The 23258-nt window shown below is 36.6% G+C and carries 20 protein-coding genes and 1 tRNA gene; 2 read left to right on the top strand and 19 right to left on the bottom strand.

The window, feature by feature from the left end; all coding sequences use genetic code 11:
* Positions 1 to 41: 41 nt before the first annotated feature.
* From IR022_RS17500 to IR022_RS17550, 11 genes are all read right to left on the bottom strand, one after another.
* A complete protein-coding gene (locus tag IR022_RS17500; protein WP_194204709.1) occupies positions 42 to 1394 on the bottom strand; it encodes a sensor histidine kinase in 1353 nt (450 codons plus the stop codon).
* 4 nt (positions 1395 to 1398) lie between these two features.
* A complete protein-coding gene (locus tag IR022_RS17505) occupies positions 1399 to 2085 on the bottom strand; it encodes a response regulator transcription factor (RefSeq protein WP_194204710.1) in 687 nt (228 codons plus the stop codon).
* A gap of 274 nt (positions 2086 to 2359) precedes the next feature.
* The gene (locus tag IR022_RS17510) at positions 2360 to 5452 is read right to left on the bottom strand and encodes an efflux RND transporter permease subunit (protein ID WP_050710995.1); all 3093 of its coding nucleotides are present in this window, start codon (positions 5450 to 5452) and stop codon (positions 2360 to 2362) included.
* A 97-nt stretch (positions 5453 to 5549) separates the two neighbouring features.
* Positions 5550 to 6641 (bottom strand): efflux RND transporter periplasmic adaptor subunit, encoded by a 1092-nt coding sequence (locus IR022_RS17515; protein ID WP_194204711.1) that lies wholly within the window; start codon positions 6639 to 6641, stop codon positions 5550 to 5552.
* A 30-nt stretch (positions 6642 to 6671) separates the two neighbouring features.
* The gene (locus IR022_RS17520; RefSeq protein ID WP_194204712.1) at positions 6672 to 7964 is read right to left on the bottom strand and encodes a TolC family protein; all 1293 of its coding nucleotides are present in this window, start codon (positions 7962 to 7964) and stop codon (positions 6672 to 6674) included.
* Between the two features lie 268 nt (positions 7965 to 8232).
* Positions 8233 to 9219 (bottom strand): hypothetical protein, encoded by a 987-nt coding sequence (locus IR022_RS17525; RefSeq protein WP_194204713.1) that lies wholly within the window; start codon positions 9217 to 9219, stop codon positions 8233 to 8235.
* Positions 9220 to 9369: 150 nt separating this feature from the next.
* The gene (locus IR022_RS17530; RefSeq protein WP_194204714.1) at positions 9370 to 9852 is read right to left on the bottom strand and encodes a hypothetical protein; all 483 of its coding nucleotides are present in this window, start codon (positions 9850 to 9852) and stop codon (positions 9370 to 9372) included.
* Positions 9853 to 10040: 188 nt separating this feature from the next.
* Positions 10041 to 10116, bottom strand: a tRNA-His gene (locus IR022_RS17535).
* 118 nt (positions 10117 to 10234) lie between these two features.
* Complete coding sequence (locus IR022_RS17540; RefSeq protein WP_194204715.1) at positions 10235 to 11446, bottom strand: DUF763 domain-containing protein; 1212 nt, start codon at positions 11444 to 11446, stop codon at positions 10235 to 10237.
* Positions 11447 to 11450: 4 nt separating this feature from the next.
* Positions 11451 to 12203: a CPBP family intramembrane glutamic endopeptidase gene (locus IR022_RS17545; RefSeq protein ID WP_194204716.1), complete on the bottom strand. Its 753-nt coding sequence runs from the start codon at positions 12201 to 12203 to the stop codon at positions 11451 to 11453.
* 80 nt (positions 12204 to 12283) lie between these two features.
* Positions 12284 to 13465 (bottom strand): acyltransferase family protein, encoded by a 1182-nt coding sequence (locus IR022_RS17550; protein ID WP_194204717.1) that lies wholly within the window; start codon positions 13463 to 13465, stop codon positions 12284 to 12286.
* 135 nt (positions 13466 to 13600) lie between these two features.
* Between IR022_RS17550 and IR022_RS17555 the strand changes: the two genes are divergently transcribed.
* Together IR022_RS17555 and IR022_RS17560 are read left to right on the top strand one after the other, a co-directional pair.
* The gene (locus IR022_RS17555) at positions 13601 to 13816 is read left to right on the top strand and encodes a hypothetical protein (protein WP_050710988.1); all 216 of its coding nucleotides are present in this window, start codon (positions 13601 to 13603) and stop codon (positions 13814 to 13816) included.
* Entirely contained in the window at positions 13813 to 14259 is a 447-nt protein-coding gene (locus tag IR022_RS17560) for a nucleoside deaminase (protein WP_194204718.1), read from the top strand. The genes IR022_RS17555 and IR022_RS17560 overlap by 4 nt, the downstream gene beginning before the upstream one ends.
* Before the next feature lie 64 nt (positions 14260 to 14323).
* Here the strand turns inward: IR022_RS17560 and yaaA are convergent, their stop codons facing one another.
* The 8 genes from yaaA to pstC all read right to left on the bottom strand — a co-directional run bounded on the left by yaaA (position 14324) and on the right by pstC (position 23224).
* On the bottom strand, positions 14324 to 15085 hold the full coding sequence (gene yaaA, locus IR022_RS17565) for a peroxide stress protein YaaA (RefSeq protein WP_194204719.1): 762 nt from the start codon (positions 15083 to 15085) through the stop codon (positions 14324 to 14326).
* 119 nt (positions 15086 to 15204) lie between these two features.
* Positions 15205 to 17427 carry a DUF4838 domain-containing protein gene (locus IR022_RS17570; RefSeq protein WP_194204720.1) on the bottom strand — a complete coding sequence of 741 codons (2223 nt, stop codon included), beginning with the start codon at positions 17425 to 17427 and terminating at the stop codon, positions 15205 to 15207.
* Between the two features lie 113 nt (positions 17428 to 17540).
* A complete protein-coding gene (locus tag IR022_RS17575) occupies positions 17541 to 19268 on the bottom strand; it encodes a sensor histidine kinase (RefSeq protein ID WP_194204721.1) in 1728 nt (575 codons plus the stop codon).
* A gap of 40 nt (positions 19269 to 19308) precedes the next feature.
* Entirely contained in the window at positions 19309 to 20004 is a 696-nt protein-coding gene (locus IR022_RS17580; RefSeq protein WP_050710983.1) for a response regulator transcription factor, read from the bottom strand.
* Positions 19988 to 20668 carry a phosphate signaling complex protein PhoU gene (gene phoU / locus IR022_RS17585; RefSeq protein WP_050710982.1) on the bottom strand — a complete coding sequence of 227 codons (681 nt, stop codon included), beginning with the start codon at positions 20666 to 20668 and terminating at the stop codon, positions 19988 to 19990. Before phoU ends, IR022_RS17580 begins: the two co-directional genes overlap by 17 nt.
* Before the next feature lie 68 nt (positions 20669 to 20736).
* Entirely contained in the window at positions 20737 to 21516 is a 780-nt protein-coding gene (pstB, locus tag IR022_RS17590) for a phosphate ABC transporter ATP-binding protein PstB (RefSeq protein WP_194204722.1), read from the bottom strand.
* On the bottom strand, positions 21501 to 22379 hold the full coding sequence (gene pstA / locus IR022_RS17595; protein ID WP_050710980.1) for a phosphate ABC transporter permease PstA: 879 nt from the start codon (positions 22377 to 22379) through the stop codon (positions 21501 to 21503). The genes pstB and pstA overlap by 16 nt, the downstream gene beginning before the upstream one ends.
* On the bottom strand, positions 22376 to 23224 hold the full coding sequence (pstC, locus tag IR022_RS17600; RefSeq protein ID WP_050710979.1) for a phosphate ABC transporter permease subunit PstC: 849 nt from the start codon (positions 23222 to 23224) through the stop codon (positions 22376 to 22378). The genes pstA and pstC overlap by 4 nt, the downstream gene beginning before the upstream one ends.
* Between the last annotated feature and the right edge of the window lie 34 nt (positions 23225 to 23258).

The raw sequence follows: 23258 nt of genomic DNA on the forward strand, positions 1-23258 counted from the left end.
CTATCATAAATCGTCTAATGTGAGGTCCATGTAAGACGAAATCAGGCTTTGGGTAATGTGAGTATTATTGTAGTGCCTTTATTCTCTTCTGAGATTATTTCGTAGTTGATATTATTTTTTTCAAGAATGCGCAGAGCGATAGATAAGCCTATGCCACTACCTTGTATTTTATTTGTATTATCTGCCCGATAAAAAGGTTTGCTTATATTGGCTAATTGGTCGGAAGGTATTCCTATACCTTTGTCTGTAATTGACATTGATAGATTGCCCCCTTTTTTAGATAAATGAATATCCACAGTATTTCCCTGAGAGTATTTTACCGCATTTTCTATGAGGTTGAACATCGCCATGAGTAATTGAGTTTTGTCTTTGCTTACAGATAGCAGTTGCTCATCTTCTGGTAAAATATCGACATTGACTTTTATTTTAGAGTCGGGATAACGATCGGATATCTTACTTATTATTTCCCATATCAAGTCGTCAATCCGTATCTGTGCCCTAATATCTGAGTCTTCTCTCAGATCGGAAATAACAATCAGGATATTGAGTATTTCTTCCAGTTGATAAATCTGTTGAATAAGTTTATCAGATAATTGTTTGTATTCTTCTGCTGTACGGTCTTTTATCGAAAATACTTCCAGATTACCAAGTATTGACGCAAGAGGTGTTTTAAACTCATGAGATACATAATTTACAAAATTCTTTTGTATGATAAAGGTTTCTGAAAGTTTATCTAAAAGTACATTGAAGGTATCTGTTAGGTCTTGCAGTTCGTCTTTGGTTTGAGGAGACTCTATCTGAACATCTAAATTTTTGGTGGATATATTATTCACCTGATTTATTATCCTTCTAAATGGACGATATGCCATATGCGATACCCATCGGCTCAATGCTATGATGGTTAACAATCCTATTATAAAAGCTGCCAGAAGAACCCATAGAAGCTGATTCATCTGCTCGTTGAGGTATTCTTTTTTCTTTTTAGTGATAACCACAAAGTCTCCTTGATTATCTTCGTAGAAGATACCAGTGCAGAGAAACTCGTCGGTCGAAAACGACAATTGTCTCTCTTTACGTATACGATCGAGTATGTCAATCGGAATGTTTGCGGGCTTAGCTCCATAGCTAACTTTATTTTCTTCGTTGTATATTTGATAGTGAGAATCTGAAACTGCCTCTTCGAATTGCTTCCTGATCTTGGCAAAGTCTTTACTGTTTAGCTCGTCTTCTTCCAGATAAAAAAGAGCTGTGATCTGAACCGTTTTTTGCAAGCCCTGATAGATCGATTTCTCTAGATTATTGTAATACAAAGCGTATATAAGGAAAGATAAGATTGCAAATATCACTCCAAATACAATAGAACAAAATAGGCTTAAACGGGTCTGAACTTTCATAATCTCATTCGTTATGTGTTCTTATCATATACCCTCTTCCTTTAATAGTTTCTATGAGTTTGGTATGGCCTTCAAGATCTACTTTGTTACGCAGATATGATATATATACATCTACCACATTGGTACTCGAATCGTAGTTGATACCCCATACCGAATCAAGAATTTGGCTACGGGGAAGAACTTTATTCTTATTTTCCATTAAGATTTTAAGCAGCTTAAATTCTTGAAGAGTTAGTTTTATTTCAGTATTACCTCTTTCTATGCGATGCTCATCTATGTAGAGTTTAAGATCATCACATTCCAGAATTTCCGAAGGTGTATTGTAATTCAGCTTAGCTCTACGAGTCAAAGCATTGATGCGCGCAATCAATTCTTTGAAATGAAAAGGTTTTGCTAAATAATCGTCAGCTCCATAATCTAAAGCCTTTACTTTATCATCGGGTTCTCCTAAAGCACTGACTACTAGGATGGGGGTGTTTATCTTCTTGTAACGGGTGTATTGTAGAAGCTCTATCCCGTCAATATCGGGTAACATAATATCAAGTAAAATCAGATCCCATTCCCGTTGGCTTATCAAACTTCGTGCATCCGTGCCATTTTCAGCCAGAACAACTGAAAATCCACTTTCGGTAAGTCCTTTAACCATGAACTCACTAATGCGTATGTTATCTTCAACAAGAAGTAGCTCCATAAGAACAATCATTTGATTAAGGTCGAAGACCTTTTATTGTATACTAGATAAAGATAGTTCTAACTATAGAATACAATAGTAAGCGGTTTATATTAGTTTAAAATCTAAAAATAATAATTTTTATTGAGCTTAATCTCTTTTGAGTAATCAATAAAAATTAATGATGTATTTCGAGGTAGGGGCGAACCTGCTTGTTCGCCCCTTTTCTCTGAATAGGTACATAGGGCTGACCCTACATTGGGTATTATATTGGGTGTGTCAATAAAACGATCTGTTATCTCAGCCTTTTGTCACGTCTGTAAGCAAAGTAAAATACTTGAGGCAAAACGGTAAATGATAAGAGCATACAAATTAATATCCCCCCTACAATCATAATTGCCAGTGGTCTTTGTATTTCAGAACCCATTCCTGTTGACATAGCTGCCGGAAATAACCCCATCGATCCCATAAGGGCAATCATCAATACTGGGCGTACTCTATTGTGTACTGCTTCGTCGATCGCTAACCGAAGATTATGGCTCCTCTGCATTTTATTTTTCATTAATGCGATAAGCAGAATACTGTCAATTGCCGTTATACCGAATAAGATAATAAAGCCGATTCCTGCCGATATACCGAAAGTTGTATTCGTTATCCATAGAGATATAAATCCTCCGATAAAGGCATAAGGCATGGCACTGGCTGCAATAAGAGTATCTTTTATAGTTCCAAAATTCATATAAAGAAGGAACAATATAAGAAGTAACGCAGCAGGAACAATAACCATCAAACGTTTAGTGGCTCGTTGTTGGCTTTCGAATTCGCCTGCCCATTGCATCTTGTTTTCGGGTTTCAATTGAACATTGTCAGCTACCTTCTTCTGTGCTTCGGCAATAGTAGATCCTAAATCTCGATCGCGTATGCTGAATCCTATACCAATGTATCGGCTGTTTCCGTCTCGGTAAATAAATGTGGGTCCTGTGATGAATGTTATATCAGCAATCTCTTTTAAAGGTACTTGCTTACCATCCATTGTAGGTATCAGTATATTTCCAATTTTATCTTCATTGTCTCGATATTCTTTTTGGAAACGGATATTTACGTCAAAGGTTCGTTCTTCTTCATAAAACTTAGTTGCCGATTTTCCTCCGATTGCCATTTCTACTACGGCTTGTGCATCCGCCATAGATACTGCGTAGCGAGCCATTCGGGTTTCATCTAATTTGATTTGTAATTCGGGAAGACCTATACTCTTAAAAACGTTTACATCTTCGATGCCTTTAATACCTTTAATGGAAGCTGCTGTTTGATTGGCAAGGTCTTCTAATTGATGCAGATCGTTTCCGAATATTTTGATAACCAATGAGCTTTTTACTCCTGCTACATATTCTTCAACATTATCCTGTATGGGTTGGCTGAAGCCGAAGATTACACCGGGATATATATCGAGCGAATCTTTGATTTCGTTTATAAGATCATCTTTGGTGATCTTACGATCCCATTCTTTTTCAGGTTTTAACTGAGTGTGAAATTCTATGTTGAAAAATCCCGTTGGGTCGGTGCCATCATTGGGTCGACCTGTTTGTGATAAAACAAATTCAACTTCGCCGAAATTTCTCAGTTTCTTCTTCATCTGTTTGGTTATTTTTACCGACTCTTCCAGATTTACACTATTCGGTAGAGTGGCACGAATATAAATAGCCCCTTCGTTCATACTGGGTATAAACTCGGTACCCCAATAACAGAATCTGGCAACACACAGCGATAATAAGATACAGAAAGCAATAATAGTTCCTTTACGGTATCGTGTACTCAATTCATATATCTTATACAATGTTGATGTAAAGAATCGGCTGATGAAATTAGTTCTTTCTTTCAAAGGTTTTGTCAGTAGAACCTTACACATTACAGGCACATAAGTTAAACTAAGGATAAGTGATCCCAAAAGCGCGTATCCTAGTGTAAATGCTAAAGGAGAGAACATCTTTCCTTCGACTTTTTGGAACGAGAAAATAGGGAATAGGGCTACAACCAAAATCAATTGGGCGAAGAAAATGTGTGAGGCAACAGTTCCTGCACTCTTTTTGATAAGTCCGCTCTTGAGCGTGTTTTCATACCTGCCTTGAAGTAAGACGGATCGTTTTTCCATCTCCACAAAAACAATCTCCACTATGACCAGAGTCCCTTCCAGAAGCAATCCAAAATCGAGTGCCCCCATCGAAATAAGATTGGCGGGTAACCCTTGGATACGCAGCATTACAATGGCGAATAAAAACGATAGTGGAATCACTGTGGCTACAATTAAAGTTGTTCGCCAGTTGAATAGGAAAATGAATACTACAATAGAAACCAAGATGATGCCTTCCAGCAAGTTTCTGATAACTGTATGCACAGTAGAATCCACTAAAGTTGTACGATCGAGAAATGGTTCTATTTTGACATTTTCGGGTAATATTCTCTCATTAAGTTCGGTTATTTTTTCTTTGAGGTTCACAATTACGTCGCTCGGATTTTGTCCACGAAGCATTATAACAATACCTTGAACCACATCGTCATCGTCATCAAGACCTACTTGTCCCAATCGCGGTTTAGATGAAACATTAACCGATGCTACCTGTTTTACTCGGATGGGTGTACCACCTTTCACTTCGATAAGTATATTCTCTATATCTTCTACACTTTCGAGTAATCCTACACCTCTTACAACAAATGCCTGACTACCTTTCTGTATTATATCTCCACCAACGTTGATGTTGCTATTCGATACGGCTTCGAATACTTCCAAAGGAGACAAATCGTAATTGTTGAGTTCAGCAGGGTTCACTTTTATCTCGAACATCTTTTCTTCACCTCCAAAGCTGGCGATACTAGCTACACCGGGTACGGATAATAACTCGCGTTCCACAACCCATTCGTTGATGGCTGCTACTTCTCTGATTGGCAGGTCACTTTTGAGAACATAGCGATAAATTTCGCCCGTTGCTCCTGAAGGTGGTTCAATCGAAGGATCGGCTCCATCGGGCAAATCCAACCCTTGCATACGATTCGAAGCATATTGCTGTGCAAAGAAATCGTCAACATCATCTTCGAATATTACTGTAACTACAGATAAACCGAAAAGTGAAGTAGAGCGCACATCTGCTTTACGGGGAATAGTGTTCATTTCCCGCATAATGGGGAGGGTTATAAACTTTTCGACTTCTTCGGCACTCCGTCCCTGCCATTGTGTAATAATTCTGACTCGGGTGTTGGTTACATCCGGATAGGCCTCAATGGGCGTATGTATGTAGCATATGATACCTGCAATAAAGAGTATACCGGTAAGAAATAGTACAAGTATATGATTGCGTAAGGCAAATGCTATTATTTTTTCGACAAACTTGTGCATACTATATAGATAACTAGTAATATTAAATGATATATTTAAAAGCTATAACAGTCTGTTGTTATTGTGCTTACCAGAATAGTGAAAAAGGAATGAAACCTTAATCTTTTAGACCTGAGTGTATCAGTAATTGATTCTTTATAACAATATTCTCTCCTTCCGATACCCCTGAGGTTATATAGGTTACATTGTTATGGTGTCCGCTGAGAGTGACTTCTTTCGATTTGAAATTATCTGGCGATTCTTCGACTACAACATAATAGCGATCGTTATCAAAAACTAAAGCTTCTGATGGTACTGATACCAATTTATTGTGAGTCTCATTTTTTAATCTGATCACGGCAGACATTTCAGGCTTTAGGCGTAAGTCTTTATTAGGCATTACAATGCGAGCCTTAAGTACTTTTTCTTCGGGATCGAATACTTGTGACAGAGAATTTATCTTACCCTGAAATATTTCACCAGGATAGGATAGGGTAGTGATTTTAACATCTTGCCCCTCTTTTACAAACAGCAGATTACTAGCATATACATTTGCTGTAATCCACACAGTACTCAAATCTGCAATAATAAACAGAGGATCGCTATCGGCTGATACGGTGCTTCCTGATGAGGCATTTTTGCTAACAATATATCCGCTCATAGGGGCTTTAATCGAAAATGTTCCATTCCCTTTGTCTGACCCAAATACTGCCATATCAGTTTGTATTTTACTGTATGCGGCTTTTGCTTGGCTCAGTTTGGCTACAGCTTCCATCAGTTCTTTTTCGGAGAGCATATTATCATCGAACATCGTTTGAGCAGTCTTTAATTCACGCTCGGCAATCTTAACATCCGATTCTAATCCAACCCGTTCCGATTGTAGGGAGCTTAACTCTGTACTTCTGATATCAAGTAATGTCTGTCCTTTCTGTACTTTATCACCAAGAGAAAAATAAGAACGCTCTATAATCCCCCCAACCATAGGTACATAGTTGATTACTTTGTCAGGATCATATTCTACCTTACCTGTCAAAGTCAACTCTTCTTCTTGGTTGCTTAATAGGGCTTTGGTTGTTTTTACATTCTGAAGAAAAGCTTGCTTGATCTCAGGTTTTCCGTCTGCGTTATCTGCATTTGATTTACTTCCGCAAGAAGCAAGAAGCAGAATTTGTAAAGCAGCAATCGTAAATGTAATCTGTCTCTTTATCATATATTTTAGTTCTTTCTATTTGTTGTAATCTTATTTAACTTCAGAGCCCACTGTGTATTGTAGTTCCTCAAATTGTGTATCAACTTTCTTGCGTGCCGAAAGAAGGGTTTCTTTGTTTGTCTTATAAGAATCCATAAAGTCTATATATTCAAGCATACTTATGTTTTTATTTAATAGATTCTTTGTGTATATGGTGAGCATTCCGTCTAGTTCCGATAGTAAACTATTTTCACTTACACGTTTATAAAATCGATATGCTAAAGCATAATTTCCGAATGCTTCAGCAACTTCGTGCTGTGCTTGATTTTGTTGTAATTCTGCCAAATGAATACTTTGGTCTCTGTTTATACGGGCAGCTTTTATGTTTCCTTGATTACGATTGAAAAAGGGTATATCGAAACTAACTCCAAAACCAACAAAGTCTTTCCATACACCACCATATCGGTCGTAGTTTGCATTTACTGTAAGATCGGGAATGCGCTGCGCTTTTTCATAAGCTAATGACTTTTCGTGATATTGAGTTTGTAATCTGGATGCTTTTACATCAGGACGATACTCCGAAGCCATAGCTAACAGTTTAGCTAATGATAAGTTAGTAGGATCTTGAACCTTTTTTGTATTATCTATTATTTCGATAATAATCGAAGGGGGAACATTTAGCAGAGTTTTAAGCTCTTTCTGCTGTTCATTTATATCTATTTGAGTGTCATTAGATTCATTTTCCAATTCAAGCAAGGCCGATTGTAATCTGAGTAATTCGCTTTTGGCAATATTGCCCTGTGCTACTTGCTTTTGATAGGCAACAGTTAATTGCCCTAAAGATTCTTCTTGTTGTACTAAAACTTTTTGGTAGGCTTGTAGATAAACTATTTCGTTGATTGATTTTCTGAGTTCAACTTTAAGTCCTCTGAATACTTCTTCAAATTCTTGAATGGCTATTTCTTTCGATATTTTCTCTTGCTTTACAAGTTTACCTCTTTTTCCTGCTGTTTGGATTAGTTGACTAAGCTCGACAGAGAATTGGGTATTTCGGGCAAAAGACCCGAATAAGGGAGGAATAGCCTCTTTCTCACCTTCACGTTGTCTGTCAGTACTCCAGAGGTTAATTTGCCCGACAGATATTTCGGGGTTGTCCCATAATTTAGCTTGTACAATGGCAGCATCTGCAATATCTATATTCAGGTGCTCGGCTATAAGTTGTAGATTTTGTTTTAGGAATAATGCTTCAACCTGTTCGGCTGATAGTTGTAACACTTGTGGTTCTTGTGCTTTGATATTTGTCAGGCTGAAAATACTCAGCAGAAGTAATAGATATTTTTTCATCTTTAGGAGTCAATATTTTATTTTACAAATATATTGTCCTAAGATTAGAGGCGTTTTTGAGTTGTATTAGAAGTTTGTTAAGGTAACATTAGAATTGGATTAGAAATGGTATTGAAATAAAAAAGTCCTCTTTCGAAAAAGAGGACTTCTTTGAGATTATAAGCAAATCTTTCGGTTTCGAATTCTTGTATTGAAGTCTTAGAAAATAATATTTGTCGATTTATCAGCGAATACCATTACCTATATTACTTTTTTCAATAGAGGTTTTTTATCTCTGACCACTACTGGGTCTCTCAGAACCATCGATCAGTGTAATACCTAGTATTTCCTGTCTTTCTTCTCGAGTAGTCTCCCCACCTCCTCTATTATTGCTAGAAGAAGAATTGTCCGTTCTCCCTCCAGAGGAAGTTCTTCCTGTCTCTGAATTCATATTATGAGTTACAATTTCAATCTTTAGAGATGATATAATATCATTAAAACTCTGACCATTTGATTTTTTATATCTCCCCCCTGAGAGTGGCATTTTTTCTGAGTTCCCCCTCTCCTCACCTGGCTTCATCGCAAAAGATTCGTACCAAGCTGTTACAGCAGAACATCCTATTGACTCTCCTTGATAATTTGGATGTTCATACATTGATAACACGGCAATTCCTCGATAGTTGAACTCTGGACTCATATTACCTAGGTATAAAGATATTGAAGCATGAGATATATTATCATCATGGTTGTAAGGTTTTAAATCAGGAATTCCATTCAATGTTAGCATAGGATCCTGGTCTGAAAACACTCCTATTGATCGGCGATTTAAAGTAATCTCGATTAATAAGGTAGTTGGAGCTCCATACCCTAGATCAAAAGGGATATTGAAATTATGGGCAAGTCTTACAACGACTTTCATATAAGGACTACCGTCGTCTGTATTTCTCAATTGAAGTTTTAATTTTCCTAGATATTCCGATTCACTGTCAAAGTATGTTATTTCGTTGTTGTCATTAACAACCAATAACTTATTGTGATTCATCTGAAGTTTATTGTAAACCTCTTGCATTTCTTCATCTAAAATAACAGTGGAGTCTCCTTCCATATAGTATTTAGAAGAATAGAGTTTGCCTTTGTAGCTAAATTCTATTGTTTTTATCTCCTGATTGAGATTACTAGATGGATTACTGATATCATTAGTACCAACAATCTCATCATCGTTCGAGCATGATGCAAATAGAAAAATAGATAATAGTAGAAAAAATAGATGTTTCATATAGTTTGTGTTAAAAATTTAATATAATGCAAATGTATTCAAATAGATTTAAGATAAGAATCTATTTTAAGTTAAGGTATTCGATTAAAGTCAAAAGAGCTCCTGTAACCTTACAGGAGCTCTTTTGACTTTAATCGATATATTCTTAAATTAATAAGTGAAGTTTTTTATAATAGCAACTTTAAACTCATAGTCTTGACGAGCATCATCGTCTTTAGCTAGATCGGATGCTTGTATTGAGAAAATAATAGATTTGGTTGGATATTCTAAAGCACATGATATAGTTTCTGTAAAAACATCACTGTCAACATACCATGTTTTTACATAAGGTAAAGACTCCAGTCTTTCAGTGGTAGAGCTACCTACGGGAATAAATACACCCGCAACTAATGCGCCATCATTGAATTCTTCGGCACTAAGCTCTGGATAACTAACAATAGCTTCATATCTATTATTATTAGCATTCCAATTCCAGTCACTTCTTTTGATATTAACAAATTCATTAAGTACTATAGCAAAGTCTCCTTGAGGATCTACAAAATAAGTATTTTCCTTTGTACATGAACCAAATAAAAATGAAATTGAGAATACTAGCAATGCTATTTTAGACAGATTTAATAATTTTCTAGTCATATGTTGTGTAATTTTTAGTGACATTGAGTATTGTTTTTATAATCATCTCTGGTCTTATAGTTGAGACTTATCAGAATTATAAAAACGTGTACAACCTTAGTTATAAGGTTTAATGATTACAAACGTATGTAAAAATAGTGAAATAAAAAAGCATTCTTGAAATGAATCAAGAATGCTTCTATGCTTAAGGGTGAAAGACGGGGCTCGAACCCGCGACCTCCTGAACCACAATCAGGCGCTCTAACCAACTGAGCTACAATCACCATTTTGTTTGCGGTGCAAAGATATATATTTTTTTTACTCAAACAAGATGTTTACCCGAAAAAAATCATCAAAAACGAATATCCTTTTCGTTGGCGATGGGTAAGGGCTGTTACTCAGATCAATCAAACAAGTTGAGTTGAATATTTCCTTTGGGTTTATCGGGCTTTTTAGCATCTCCAAAGACTGTTTTTCCTTTGTAGAGGTACGATTCATCTCTCTCCTTTTGAATAATTGCATCAAAATTATTGTTTGGAGTAAATCCGCGCTCCATCTCCTGAGCAATTTTTGATAAGTTTTTAAGAGCATCCGACTTATCTTTTTCGCCTAAACTGGAAAGATGAACAGCCTTATCGAATATCTCAATAGTTTCGTCATAAATAGTCAATGGAACGGGAAACGGATGCCCGTCTTTGCCGCCATGGGCAAAACTAAATCGGGCAGGGTCTGAAAATCGTGACGGCGAACCATGTATAACTTCACTCACCAATGTTAGAGATTGTACTGTACGAGGTCCTACACCTTCCAAAAGTAGCAATGATTCTATGTCTTGTACGTTTGTTTCGTGAGCCAATGCTAGCGCAGCCCCCAAACGTTTCAAGTTAACGTCTTTTGCTTTCACCTCGTGGTGTCGAGGCATTATCAACGATATTTCACGCATTAACTTATCTGGGTTTTCTTTGGTCAAATCGAGTATACCCGTTTTTAGAGGTTGAGCATCTTTGTCTGTGAGATTCAGAATTAGCCCTTGATTCTTCCCATAAATATAGGAATGAGGTTCTTCAGTAAATGACTTTACATTCTCCGACATCCAGTGATAGCGGCGTGCCATTTTCTCATTAGGGTTCATACCTTGTTGTATAACTGCCCATTCGCCTTCAACGGTAACTACAAATGAGTGAAGATACAGTTGAAAACCGTCTTGTATTGCTGTATTATCTACTTTAGCAGATAGTCGGCTGGCAGTAACAAGTTCAGCTCCGTTTAGCCCTGTTCTATTGGCAACTGCTAATAATTCGGTAGGGGTTTGCCGCGATGCTTTTCCTCGTCCACCGCAAATATATACGCCTAATTCGGCTGAACGTACATTAATGGCTTTCTTTAAAGCATTCATCACTGATGTTGTGATACCCGAAGAGTGCCAGTCCATACCTAAGACACAACCTAAGGACTGAAACCAGAACGGATCGCTCAATTTCTGTAACAAGGCAGTACGTCCATATTCGATAACAATAGCCTCTACAATAGCTCCCCCCAGATGACTCATGCGTTGTGCGAGCCAAGGTGGTACAGTTCCGTAGTGGAGGGGAAGATCGGCATGTCCTCTTTTCATCGGCTTAAAATATATGATAAAATATCCAATACATCATTCCAAAGTTATAACCAGCATGAGAGACTACTGCTCCCCATATTGATCCAGTCATTTGTTTGCATCTAAAGAATAACTGACTAAGAATAAACATACCCAATACCCAAAGTAGGGCAGGGATAAATAAGAAGTCCCATTTACCTAGGTTGTAAATAATTCCAAAATGGGCTAAATGTGTCAGAGCGAATGCCAAACTATCAAATATTGAAGCTTTTTGTTCACCGTATGTCTCGACAAAGCTGCCATGGATTAGTCCTCTATATAAAAACTCTTCACCAATGGGACTAAAAGTCATGCCCGTAAGTGAGAATGTAAGAAATAATATCAGCTTATTAGTTGCTGTTAGTTCACCTGCCGGAAGGGTGTATGATTTGGAAATGTATATAAAGCTATTGTTTAAGGAGTCTCCAAATAATAGATTCGCACTTATAAACATAAAGGAACAAAAAGCTACCCCGATCAGAAAAGAATATAGTAACCATCTATAACTCTGGGGCTTCTTTATGCCAATATATCTTCGTCCGTCTTTATTCAGAAGAATAAACGGAGTAATCCACATAAGCATGAATATGATAGATACCCAACCGTAACTCCCTGAAACGTTAGCTTGAAGAACTATGATGAATCGGGGTATACCGAATAGAAGTATCAGTAGAATGCCAAATTTCCAATTGTATGTAAGGAAGCTTCGCCAGAAGGGTTTTAGTATCGCTTTTTCCATTACCAAAATGGTTTTATATATAAGTATCCAATATTTTAATAGATGAGAGAAAACTTTGAGACTACTAAAGTATGTATATATTATTTATTCTTTTTATTAATAAGCAAGTTTGTGACTTTTATAGTATTGGGAGTTACGAACTTGTTATAAATTTTTTGAAGAATAAATGATACTATTATTACAAATGCTAAATGCAGAAATGAAAAGCCTAAAATTACAAGTGGAGGTATTCCCTCAAAATAGGGCGTTTTTATAAACTTCAAAGGACCATCTAAAAAAGAAGTGCCTTCTAAAATAGGTATGGATATATATCTTAAAGGTCCATTAATTACAAATATCATCATGCTAATAGAACCAATGAAGAGCAGGAGTTTCAAAATAAATATTTTTGAGTAAGTGTATATGTAATAGCATATTACTAGCAATAATATGGTAATACATAAAAAGCTAAAGGGGAAAAGATATATGATTTTATTTGATAGGACGAATATAAACAAAGTTGGAAGGATTACTTTCCACGATAATATTGTTTTAGGCGATATTGCAAGAAATATACCTAATAAGAATTCAGGAAGGTGTCCGATGAAATTGCCAAATATGGGGATGTTATATTTTTGTGTTGTCGGGAATAACAAATAGATTACAATATAAGTAACTATTAGAGATATAACGAAATACCTGGATGTGTTTTCTTTTCGGTTTATGAATTTATATAAGAAGGGGAAGATAAGATAGAGTTGTATCGCTAAGCTAAAATACCACCATGGACCCACAAATCTGAAAATTCGCGAAGAATATAAATTGTTGAACATCAATAATGTGGATGAGACAAAAGATATAGCGTAGTGCATATCCATCGAATAGAAGAAAAGCAGAAAGTAAACGATTATTCCGAATATAAGCAAAGAATAAATTTTGACCAGCTTAGGTACAATATAATTATAATATGAGATCTTGCTTTTTTGCGAATACTGCTTAGCCAATCCATAGCCACTTATGAATATAAATAATTGTACACCATAGTGTCCGAAATAAGAAAAGATGGAATTAAAGATCATCAGAGGGCTGTTGTATATTGAACTGATGAACAGATTTATTTTATTAGGATCTAAGTCTAATTCGTTTTCGCCTATATTATTCGACCAATGCAAAAAATTATGGAGCACTATCATTATAATTGCTATTGCTTTTATTATAGAGCTTTGGTCTTTAGTGATATGGCTAAATGAAAAACGCATAAAGAAGATTTCTGTTAGTGACATACTGAGGATATAAAGGTAAACATATTTCTGTTTATATAAGCTCATTCTTATATTTGCTAAGTATATAGCTGGCTTAGTGGTATAAAAACAACAATTTATTTTTATATTCGCTCAAAGCAAGTTATTTTTGCACCAATGAAGCCAAAACCGAAACTGACGGCTGCGATTCGCACCAAACAAGCAAACTTTTCATTGAGTGATGAAGAGTACAATCTGATATCTTTATACATGAAGAAGTATAAAATATCGAATAAATCGCGGTGGTTGAGAGAGACTGTATTAGCTCATGTCCTAAAGAATCTCGAACTGGATTATCCTACCCTTTTTGGCGAAAACGAAATGCGCCGATGACAACACCTATACTTAACGATGAGTTTTTTATGCGTCAGGCTCTTAATGAGGCTAAATATGCATACGAAAAAGACGAAGTGCCTATTGGTGCGGTAGTTGTGTGTCAGAACCGAATTATAGCCCGAGCACATAATCTCACCGAAACATTGAATGATGTAACTGCCCATGCCGAAATGCAAGCTATAACAGCTGCGGCAAATGTGTTAGGCGGAAAATATCTGATTGATTGCACCTTGTATGTAACAGTAGAGCCTTGCCCTATGTGTGCAGGTGCTTTAGGTTGGGCTCAGATTACAAAAATTGTATATGGAGCTACTGATCAGAAAAGAGGTTACTCGATGGTTTCTCCAAAATCATTGCATCCTAAAACAACTATTGCTTCAGGAGTGTTAGAACAAGAATGTGCCCAACTGATGCAAGACTTCTTCAAGAGCAAACGTTAGGACACAAAAATCATTTTATTAAGTTTGGTTTATAGTCCGGAACTACAAAAGGCTCTGCGAGCATCTATCTTATAAATACCCAGTCATCACCATTTGATAAAGAAGGAGAGAAAGAATATCCTTCAGTATCGAATTCTTTTAAACCATCAATGGTTGTAATCTGATTCTGGATTACAAAACGACTCATCAATCCTCTAGCCTTTTTAGCATATACTACTATTTGCTTGTAGCCTTTAGGAGTGTCTTGTTTGAATGAAGGTGTTATTATACGTACCTTTTTATCCAGAGCTTTCTTATCGATTGCTTTGCTGTATTCATTCGATGCTAGATTGAGCCAGATATTCCCATTAGCTTTAAGTTGTTTAGAAAGATATTCAGTTAAAGTCTTTCTCCAATAAGCATACAAGTCTACACCTCTGTCGTTAGCAACTTTGGTGTGCATCTCTAAACGGTAGGGATGTATTATATCGAAAGGTTTCAAAGCTCCATACAATCCCGATAAGATAGTAAGATGCTTTTGCGCAAAATCCCAATCGTCTTCGGAGAATGTTTTACTATCCAATCCCAGATACACCATTCCATTATAAGCCAAGGCTGCTTGTTTCTTTGGAGCTCTGCCAATGCCGAAAGATTGCACATACTGATAAACATCAAGAGTTATCTTTGGATTGATATTCATTAGTGTACCAATCTCATTTGCTGATAAATCTTTCAGAATTTCATTTAAATAATGCGCATCTTTTTCGAAAACAGGTTTTGTTTTTTTCTCAATTGTTGGAGGAGTTTCAAAATCTAATATCTTGGCTGGAGAAATAGTTATTATCATAGAGCTTTCTTTTTTTCTGAAATATATACAAATATACAACGATTATAAATAGATATTGTTCCCCTGGGTAATTAACAATTTAAATCTGTTGGGAAACAATATCTATCTAAGTTGTTTTCTTAGTATATAAAGACTTCGTCGATGAGGAACCAGGCAGGATGTCCTACTGCTAAATGCCACGAAGGGCATAATCCGATATTTTCAATTTTTATCTTGACATATCTGGCTTTAACTTTTTCTTTCGATTGTATTTCTACATTCACAAACTTAGCTTTTATATCGCGATCTTCGGGAATATCTTTGCGGCCCATCTCTGTGAAACTAGTATTGTCAACGGATGTATAACTTGTTACATTTTTGGGTAATATAGCCCAAGAACCAAGGCGTTGCAAAAAATCGAAATGGATAGTTTGGATACTCTTTGTCTCTCCCAGATCAATTACCAACTCTCCGTCTTGCCCTTGCCAACCTATCCATTCTTCACTCGGTGCCGCTGCTCCTAATATACCATCAGTGAGAGTCCTCTCGGGTAGATGATTGTAAGGGGCATTGGGTGTTGTAATATAACTGACTTTAGCTCCTAAGGCTAAGTTGTTATCTCTGTTAGTAAGATACCTTTCTTTATAGAGATCACAGTAGTCTTTTATTTTACTACTCTGCTCGTTCAAATCAGTAACATTAAGTTCATTAGCACGCTGCCTGAAAAAGTTAAGTTTGCGTTCTAACTCTCTTGGGTTGTTTATTTTATTGGTATGCGCTATCTCTAATTCTGAATATTGTATGGGAAGGTGTGCTTCCTTTACTCTTTTATAAAAAGTTGGATCATCTTTTGATACTTGCTCTGCTTTCTCAAGAAGGTTCTTATAAATAGTTAGCATCGGTTGGTTGAGCATTCCTGTTTTATGAGATACAGGAGTATCGTACAATTTAAGAGGAATGTTGCTACCAATTAATGCACCTTGTCTCAGTTTGATATATTCGTAAAGGTAAGGTGAGGCAGGCTTTCCATAATAGCCTTCTAAGAACTCTACAACTAAAGAATCAGAGTTTAGCGATGTATCCCACATTAGTTGAGAGACTACGTATGAGCGTAATTCAGAAAAGTCACCACCCTTACTTCCTGCAATCTGAGAGAAATGCATGGTTGTTTTATTGTCTTTAAACAGCTTCATGTTTGGTTGTAATACATGGAAATTAGGAAAAGGCGAGAGGTAGTTATCAAAGTCAATGCCATAATCCCAAACGAAAATATTATCAGTTATTTTAGCCCATCCTTCCATATCGCTTACGAACTTTTGTCCAATCTCATTTTCGGGTAACGTAACTTCACGTGTACATTCAATATTACATAACATGATGTTTACATTGGATAACGGTTTCACGTGTTTAGGTGGTGCAACCGAATACATGTATGCCAATGTTGAGAACTCTTTATCTGGAAACCGAGCTGCTAGCTTATTCAGGAAATGAATGATACTACCCGATAAACTCCCTTCGTATTCGTTGATTGCAGTACAATTCTCGCAAGTACAATAGGTGTCATGACCATCATTCTGACTGATCGAAATCATATTTTTGTCGGGATTGGCTTTGAATATAGAGTCTACCCGATGAGCCACAATATCAAAAACCTCAGGATTGGTCAAGCACCATTGGCTGGCCCATCCGGGGCGATGCTCGCCATTGATGAGTGCATAATATTCGGGATGTGACTTTCCGAATTCTTTGGATGGTAATATTCTATCGAAGGTATGTACCCATAAGTGATCTGCAAATACTTCAGAAGGTTCTTCGAGACGATGCCACATTTTATAAATGGGATCTTTTGTGCTGTATGCCTGTGTTTGGCGATAACGAAAGGAGGGATTATCTATGCGCGTGATGTTTTCCGCTAAGGTCAAATTCTTATCAGACTTAAATACTGCCGTATTGGCTGCATAATATCGTACGCCGAAATAGTCTTCCAAAAGTGTGACTATACCATAGATTGTACCCTTTCCTTTTCTTTTGACAATTCTTATATAGCCATCTTTGGTGGAGAGGTAAAAACCATCTTCGGTGAGTTTTGTAGGGTCTAATCCTTGGATGGGTAGTTGAAAATTACCAAGAAGAATATCGCCTTTTTTTATTTGACGGCTATCTGTAATAATAGGTAGTTCTGCATTTGATATTCGTTTCACAAAATCCTGCATCAATATGGCGGCTTGCATATCTATGCTGTCACTTGGGTCTACAATAATGCGAGAATGTGGCTTTCCGTCCCTGACGAGGGGTATTTGTGCCGTCGAAGAGAAGGCTATAATGCACAAAAATAGCCAAAAGAACTTACTTCTAAGTTTCATACTTAATTAGATTTAAAGGTGTGTATTCATATATAACTCAATTATAAAAATACACATTTTATCTAAGCAGAAACGTATAAGTAAGTTCTTTAGGTGTTAATAAATGATAATTATCATTTCATCAACGAGAACAGAAATTCTAAGCCTCCATCCAATCTGTTCTTTACTTGTATCTCTCCTTTGTGAAGCAGTACGGCATTTTTCACAATAGACAAGCCAAGACCTGAGCCTCCCGAATCTCGGGTGCGACCCTCATTTACACGATAGAATCTTTCGAATAAACGTCCTAGATACTGTTCGCCTACACCAACTCCTGTATCGTAGAATGAGAAATACACGTACTTGTCATCTTGCATATAATTGTTGATATGAATCTCTATATTGGCTCCTGCATAATTTACGGAGTTATCCATAAGATTACGAAATATAGAATATAGCAAAGTGTAATTACCATGTATAACCAAATCTTTATCTACTGAAATAGAAAGAGCAATGTTATTGTCTTTAAGCTTGCTGGCCATGTCTATTCTCAGCTCGTCCAATAAGAGAGAAAGGTTTACTTGTTCCATCACAAATTGTGCAGGAGCTTCCTCTATCTTGCTGATAAGGCTTACGTCTTCTATCAGATTTGATAAGCGTATCGATTGCAGATAAGCTCGACTAATGAAGAAGGCTTGCTTGTCTTCGGGTAGATGCTGTTCGTTTAAAGTCTCAAGATAGCCACGTAAACTTGTAACAGGAGTTCTTAACTCGTGTGCAATGTTATTGGTCATTTCTTGTTTCAAAAGACGATTTTTCTCTATTCTGGTTATATCTCTGATCGTGATCTCGAACGATTTGTCATCAAAAACAATAACTTGTATCGAAAGAATTTTTCCGCCGACTTCGTATTGTGATGCCGAATAGTTTTGATCTTTTCTTCTGGTGTTTAAAAATTGCAATACGGGTTTAAACGCCTCATTTTCGAATAACGAATTTACATCGAATGTAGGACGATTTGCTATCAGATTCAGAAATTGAATGAAATGTGTATTGGCATATATTTTCTGAAAATCGGAGGTGAATATACACAGTCCAACTTCCGAATATTGGAAATGTTGAATTAGCTTTTCGCGTTCTATTTCTACATTTCGTTTACTATTCTCTATTTCGTTGAATATATGTACCAACTCTTTGCTTATGTCTCCCAGCTCATCATCCGGAAACTTAGTATCCTCAGGAAGAGGTTTTCCCGTTTTGATTCGTGACGTGAAGTCTTTCAGTTTAGTGATAGAATTTTCGAAGCGGGTAGCAGCTATATTTACTAATATCAATATAATAATAAATAGTATTATTACGATGTATATAAATAAGTTATCAGCTTGAAGTGAACTTTGAGTTTCTACATTATAAGGTAAAGCTACACGAATAAAATATGTTTGAAAGTATTTTGCATAATACAAGTATTCATGTTGTGTGGAAGACGACATGCGGATATTGGTTCCGAAATCTTGATATTGAGCTTTTCTTACTTCGGGACGGCTGAGGTGGTTATCTAGGGTCTTAAGGTCTGAAACGTCTTTGTCATAAAGAACATTTCCCTCTCCATTGATAATAGTAACCCTTATATCTTGAGGTAGAATTTTAATCAATTCATCTACATGTGCCAAGTTGCCATCGCCCGATTGGTTCAGAGCAATATATTGGTGGATAATTTCTACATAGCCATCGAGTTTCGACTCAAGAGCTTCCGTCCTGTATTTTTTCTCCTGCTTTTGTTCTGATATAATGATACATATTGAGAAGATAGCAAAAAGGATTAGCATGAATCCGAATATCCGTTGCTTATAATTTAGTTTCATATAGTATCGCTGTTTTTGATAGATATGTTATCAGGTTTTATTATTCAGAGACGAAGTTATATCCATAGCCTGTTCTATTCACAATATGATCGCCATATACTCCTATTTTTTTTCTCAAACGGGCTATATGCACATCTACTGTTCTTTCTAATACGATGCCGTCTCCCTCCCAAGCTTTAGCTAAGATATCGGATCGTGAAAATACTTTTCCCGTATTTTTCACTAAAAGAGTAAGTATATTAAATTCCGTTTTAGTCAGTTCTATTGGTTTACCACTTACCGAAACGGTTTTCATATCCATGTCTATATTTAAGCTGCCGATACTTAAGGTATCTCCTTGATTGGTTTGTACAGGCAATGCTGTACGCTTCAATACAGTTTTAACACGGGCAATAACTTCCTTTATCGAAAAAGGTTTAGATATATAATCGTCGCCACCGATAGAGAATCCTGTGAGCATATCATTTTCGGTATCTTTGGCAGTCAGAAATATGATAGGTGTATAATTTCCCGATTTTCTTAATTGATCTGCCATCTTGAATCCTGATATTCCACCCATCATCACATCAAGCAGTATCAATTTATGATCGGGCGTTAACTTCTTTATAGCCTCTTCGGCAGATTCCGCCAAATCTATTTTATAACCTTCATTTTCGAGGTTGAATTGTAGAATCTCCCTAATGTCGACTTCATCGTCGACAATTAAGATCGAAATATCTTTATTCGTTGTTTCCATGTCTAATGTCTTTACCTTCTGTTAGATAAATTGTTGCTTCGGCAATATTCGTAGCACTGTCTCCAATACGTTCGAGATTCTGAGCTATTGCGCTTGTATTCATAATATTCATGATCTGCTCTTTCGTTAAACTCTTGTTTGCAAAAGAACTTTGTAACGATTCGCTTATTTGATAGAAAAGGTGGTCTACCTTGTCATCGTCTTTTATCACCTGATAAGCAAGACGTGTATCTTCATTCGAAAATGAGAATATTGCATTGCGAAGCATCTCATCTACCGATTTCAGCATCTTGTATATTTGCTTCTTCTCTTCCTCAAATTCTGGTTGATTTTGATAAGTCGTTTTTGTGTAATGAATCACATTCAATAACATATCGCCAACTCTCTCGAGATTGGTTGTTATATCCTGATAGGTAATGATTAATCTTAGATCGGCAGCCTTTGGCGAAAACTGAAAGATAGAGAAAACGACTTCTTCACGTATCTTTATTTCGAGCCTGTCCATGATTATCTCATTTGCTTCGGCTTCCTCATAAAGTGCTACTAAACTCTGGTCCTGTAATACTTTTTCAGCAATTTGCATTTGCAACAAAGCTGTTCGCGAGAGTAACTCAAAATCATTAAGTAATACCTTAAGCTGTTTTAGTTTTATATTGGTTGTCATATTTGTATTGTATTCAGTTGTAACTCGTTTATATTATAGCCATTTGTAGATGAATAAGGTCTGCAATCTTATCCGAATACTCCTGTTAAGTAATCTTCGGTGCGTTTATCCTTAGGTTTGGTAAACATTTGTTTTGTTGTACCATATTCTATCAGTTCTCCTAGATACATAAACATCGAATTGTCTGATATACGAGCCGCTTGCGACATATTGTGCGTAACAATTACTATCGTATATTCCTTTTTCAGTTCAAGAATTAGATCTTCAACTCTGTTTGTCGAGATAGGGTCAAGTGCCGATGTAGGTTCGTCCATCAATAATATTTCAGGTTTCAGAGCAATGGCGCGAGCAATACATAAACGTTGTTGCTGTCCTCCCGAAAGGAAACTTCCTTTTTGAGTCATCGAGTCTTTTACCTCATCCCAAAGAGCAACACTCTTTAAACTGTTTTCTACAATTTCGTCCTTTTCAGCTTTGTTGAGTCCAATATTGTTCAGCTTGTACCCTGCCAAAACATTATCATAAATACTCATGGTTGGAAAAGGGTTGGGACGTTGGAATACCATACCCGCCAAACGTCTTACGCGCATGGGGTTCATATCGAAAATGTTTTCGCCCTTAAGCAGAATTTCTCCCGTTGTTTTAATATCAGGATATAATTCGTGCATTCTGTTTATGGCTCTCAGAAGGGTACTCTTTCCACACCCTGAAGGTCCCATAATTGCAGTCACTGTATGCTCCTTAATAGTTGCATTAACGTCTTTTATCGCTTTCTTTTCTGGGTTGTAAGATACCGAAACATCTTTAAGCTCCAGAATATATTTATCGTTATTTATTGAATTTTCCATTTTTTAGCAATGCTTTTAGCAAATATATTTATACCTAATACAACTAACAAAAGTAATAGTGATGAAGACCATACAAGCGGTGCAAGATTGGGGTCGTTGTAAAATTCCCAGATTAGTAAAGATATTGCACTTGTGGGTTCGGTTATATGCCAGTTTACAGTAGATGCACCTAAAACGGTAACGAGCAGAGGGGCTGTTTCTCCCATAACCCTTGATACTGCGAGCAGCGAACCTGTAAATAATCCTCCAAAAGCCGACGGTACAAGTATTTGTAATACTACGGATGTGTATGAGCCTCCCAATGCTAAACCTGCTTCTTTGAGCGAAGTGGGCAGCATCTTAATACTCTCTTCGGTGGATCGGATAATCATGGGTAACATCATAATAGCAAGTGCAATACTACCGGCAAGTGCCGAATAGCTGTGCATTGGTTTTACTACCCATACATATACTATAATACCTATTACGATAGAAGGAATACCTTGCAAGAGATCGGAAAGGCTTCTTATGAGTTTAGTGAAAGTTTTCTTTTGATTTTCGGCAAGATATATTCCGGTAAGAATCCCTACTGGAATAGCTATAATCATAGCCAATAAAAGAATAAGTAGTGTACCTGTCAGTCCGTTTAATATACCTCCGGGAATAGCCTCGTCGCTTATTTTGGCAAGCATGGCATCCATTGACGAAGGCGATACTTCGGTAAATAAACTTAGATTGAATTGTTTATATCCTTTCTTCACCAGTTCCCACAAGATGAGGAATAGTGGAATCATTGTGATTCCGCAGAAGGTACAAACAGCGTAAAAGAACAATTTACTTTTGAATTGTCTGTATCGGGATGTTGAGAATATTGTCTTTTTCATTTATTTACAAGTTTCAATATATACTTGGCTATAAAGTTAATCGTTGCTGTTATCAGGAATAATAATAATCCGATAGCCATAAGCGAACTTAGCTTCAAGCCATCAGCTTCACCAAATTGGTTGGCTATGATACTCGCCATTGTATTTCCTGTATCCGATATATGAGTTGGTATGTTATTGGTGTTTCCTATAAGCATCGTTACCGCCATTGTTTCGCCTAATGCTCTACCTAATGCCAATATATATGCGGCAAAGATACCCGATAGAGATACGGGTAAGCTAACCGTTTTTATGACTTCCATTTTGGTAGCACCCAAGCTATAAGCAGCTTCTTTCAGCTCGTTGGGAACCATTGAAATAAACTCTGTACTTAGCGATGATGCGTAAGGAATAATCATTATCGCAAGAACAATTGAAGCCAACAATACACCAAATCCCTGAGCGCTTACACCCATATCTATAAGAATGGGACGTAAAACATAGAATCCCCATAGACCAAATACAATAGAAGGTATTCCTGCTAGGAGGTCTACTATGGAACTGACTATGGTTGCTATTTTGGTTTGTTTGAAATACTCTCCATTAAACAATGCAATTGATAATGAAAAGGGTATACAAAAAAACAATGCCAAGAGTGCTGTAATAAGTGTACCTGTAATGAAAGGGAGAGCGCCGAAATCGTTATTGACAGAATCCCAATTGGTTGAACTTATAAAGTTGAATAAGCCAAAGGCAGAAAAAGCACTTATGCTCTGGGTGACCAGAGCATAAATAACCCCTGCTGTCAGAACCAAGATAAGGCATGACGCTATGAATAATATTGATTTGAAAATCTTGTCTTTCATTCCGACTAATTAATGTCTTTTTTCTTTCTTTAGG

The organism is Dysgonomonas sp. GY617, assembly GCF_015233815.1.
GTDB lineage: Bacteria > Bacteroidota > Bacteroidia > Bacteroidales > Dysgonomonadaceae > Dysgonomonas_A.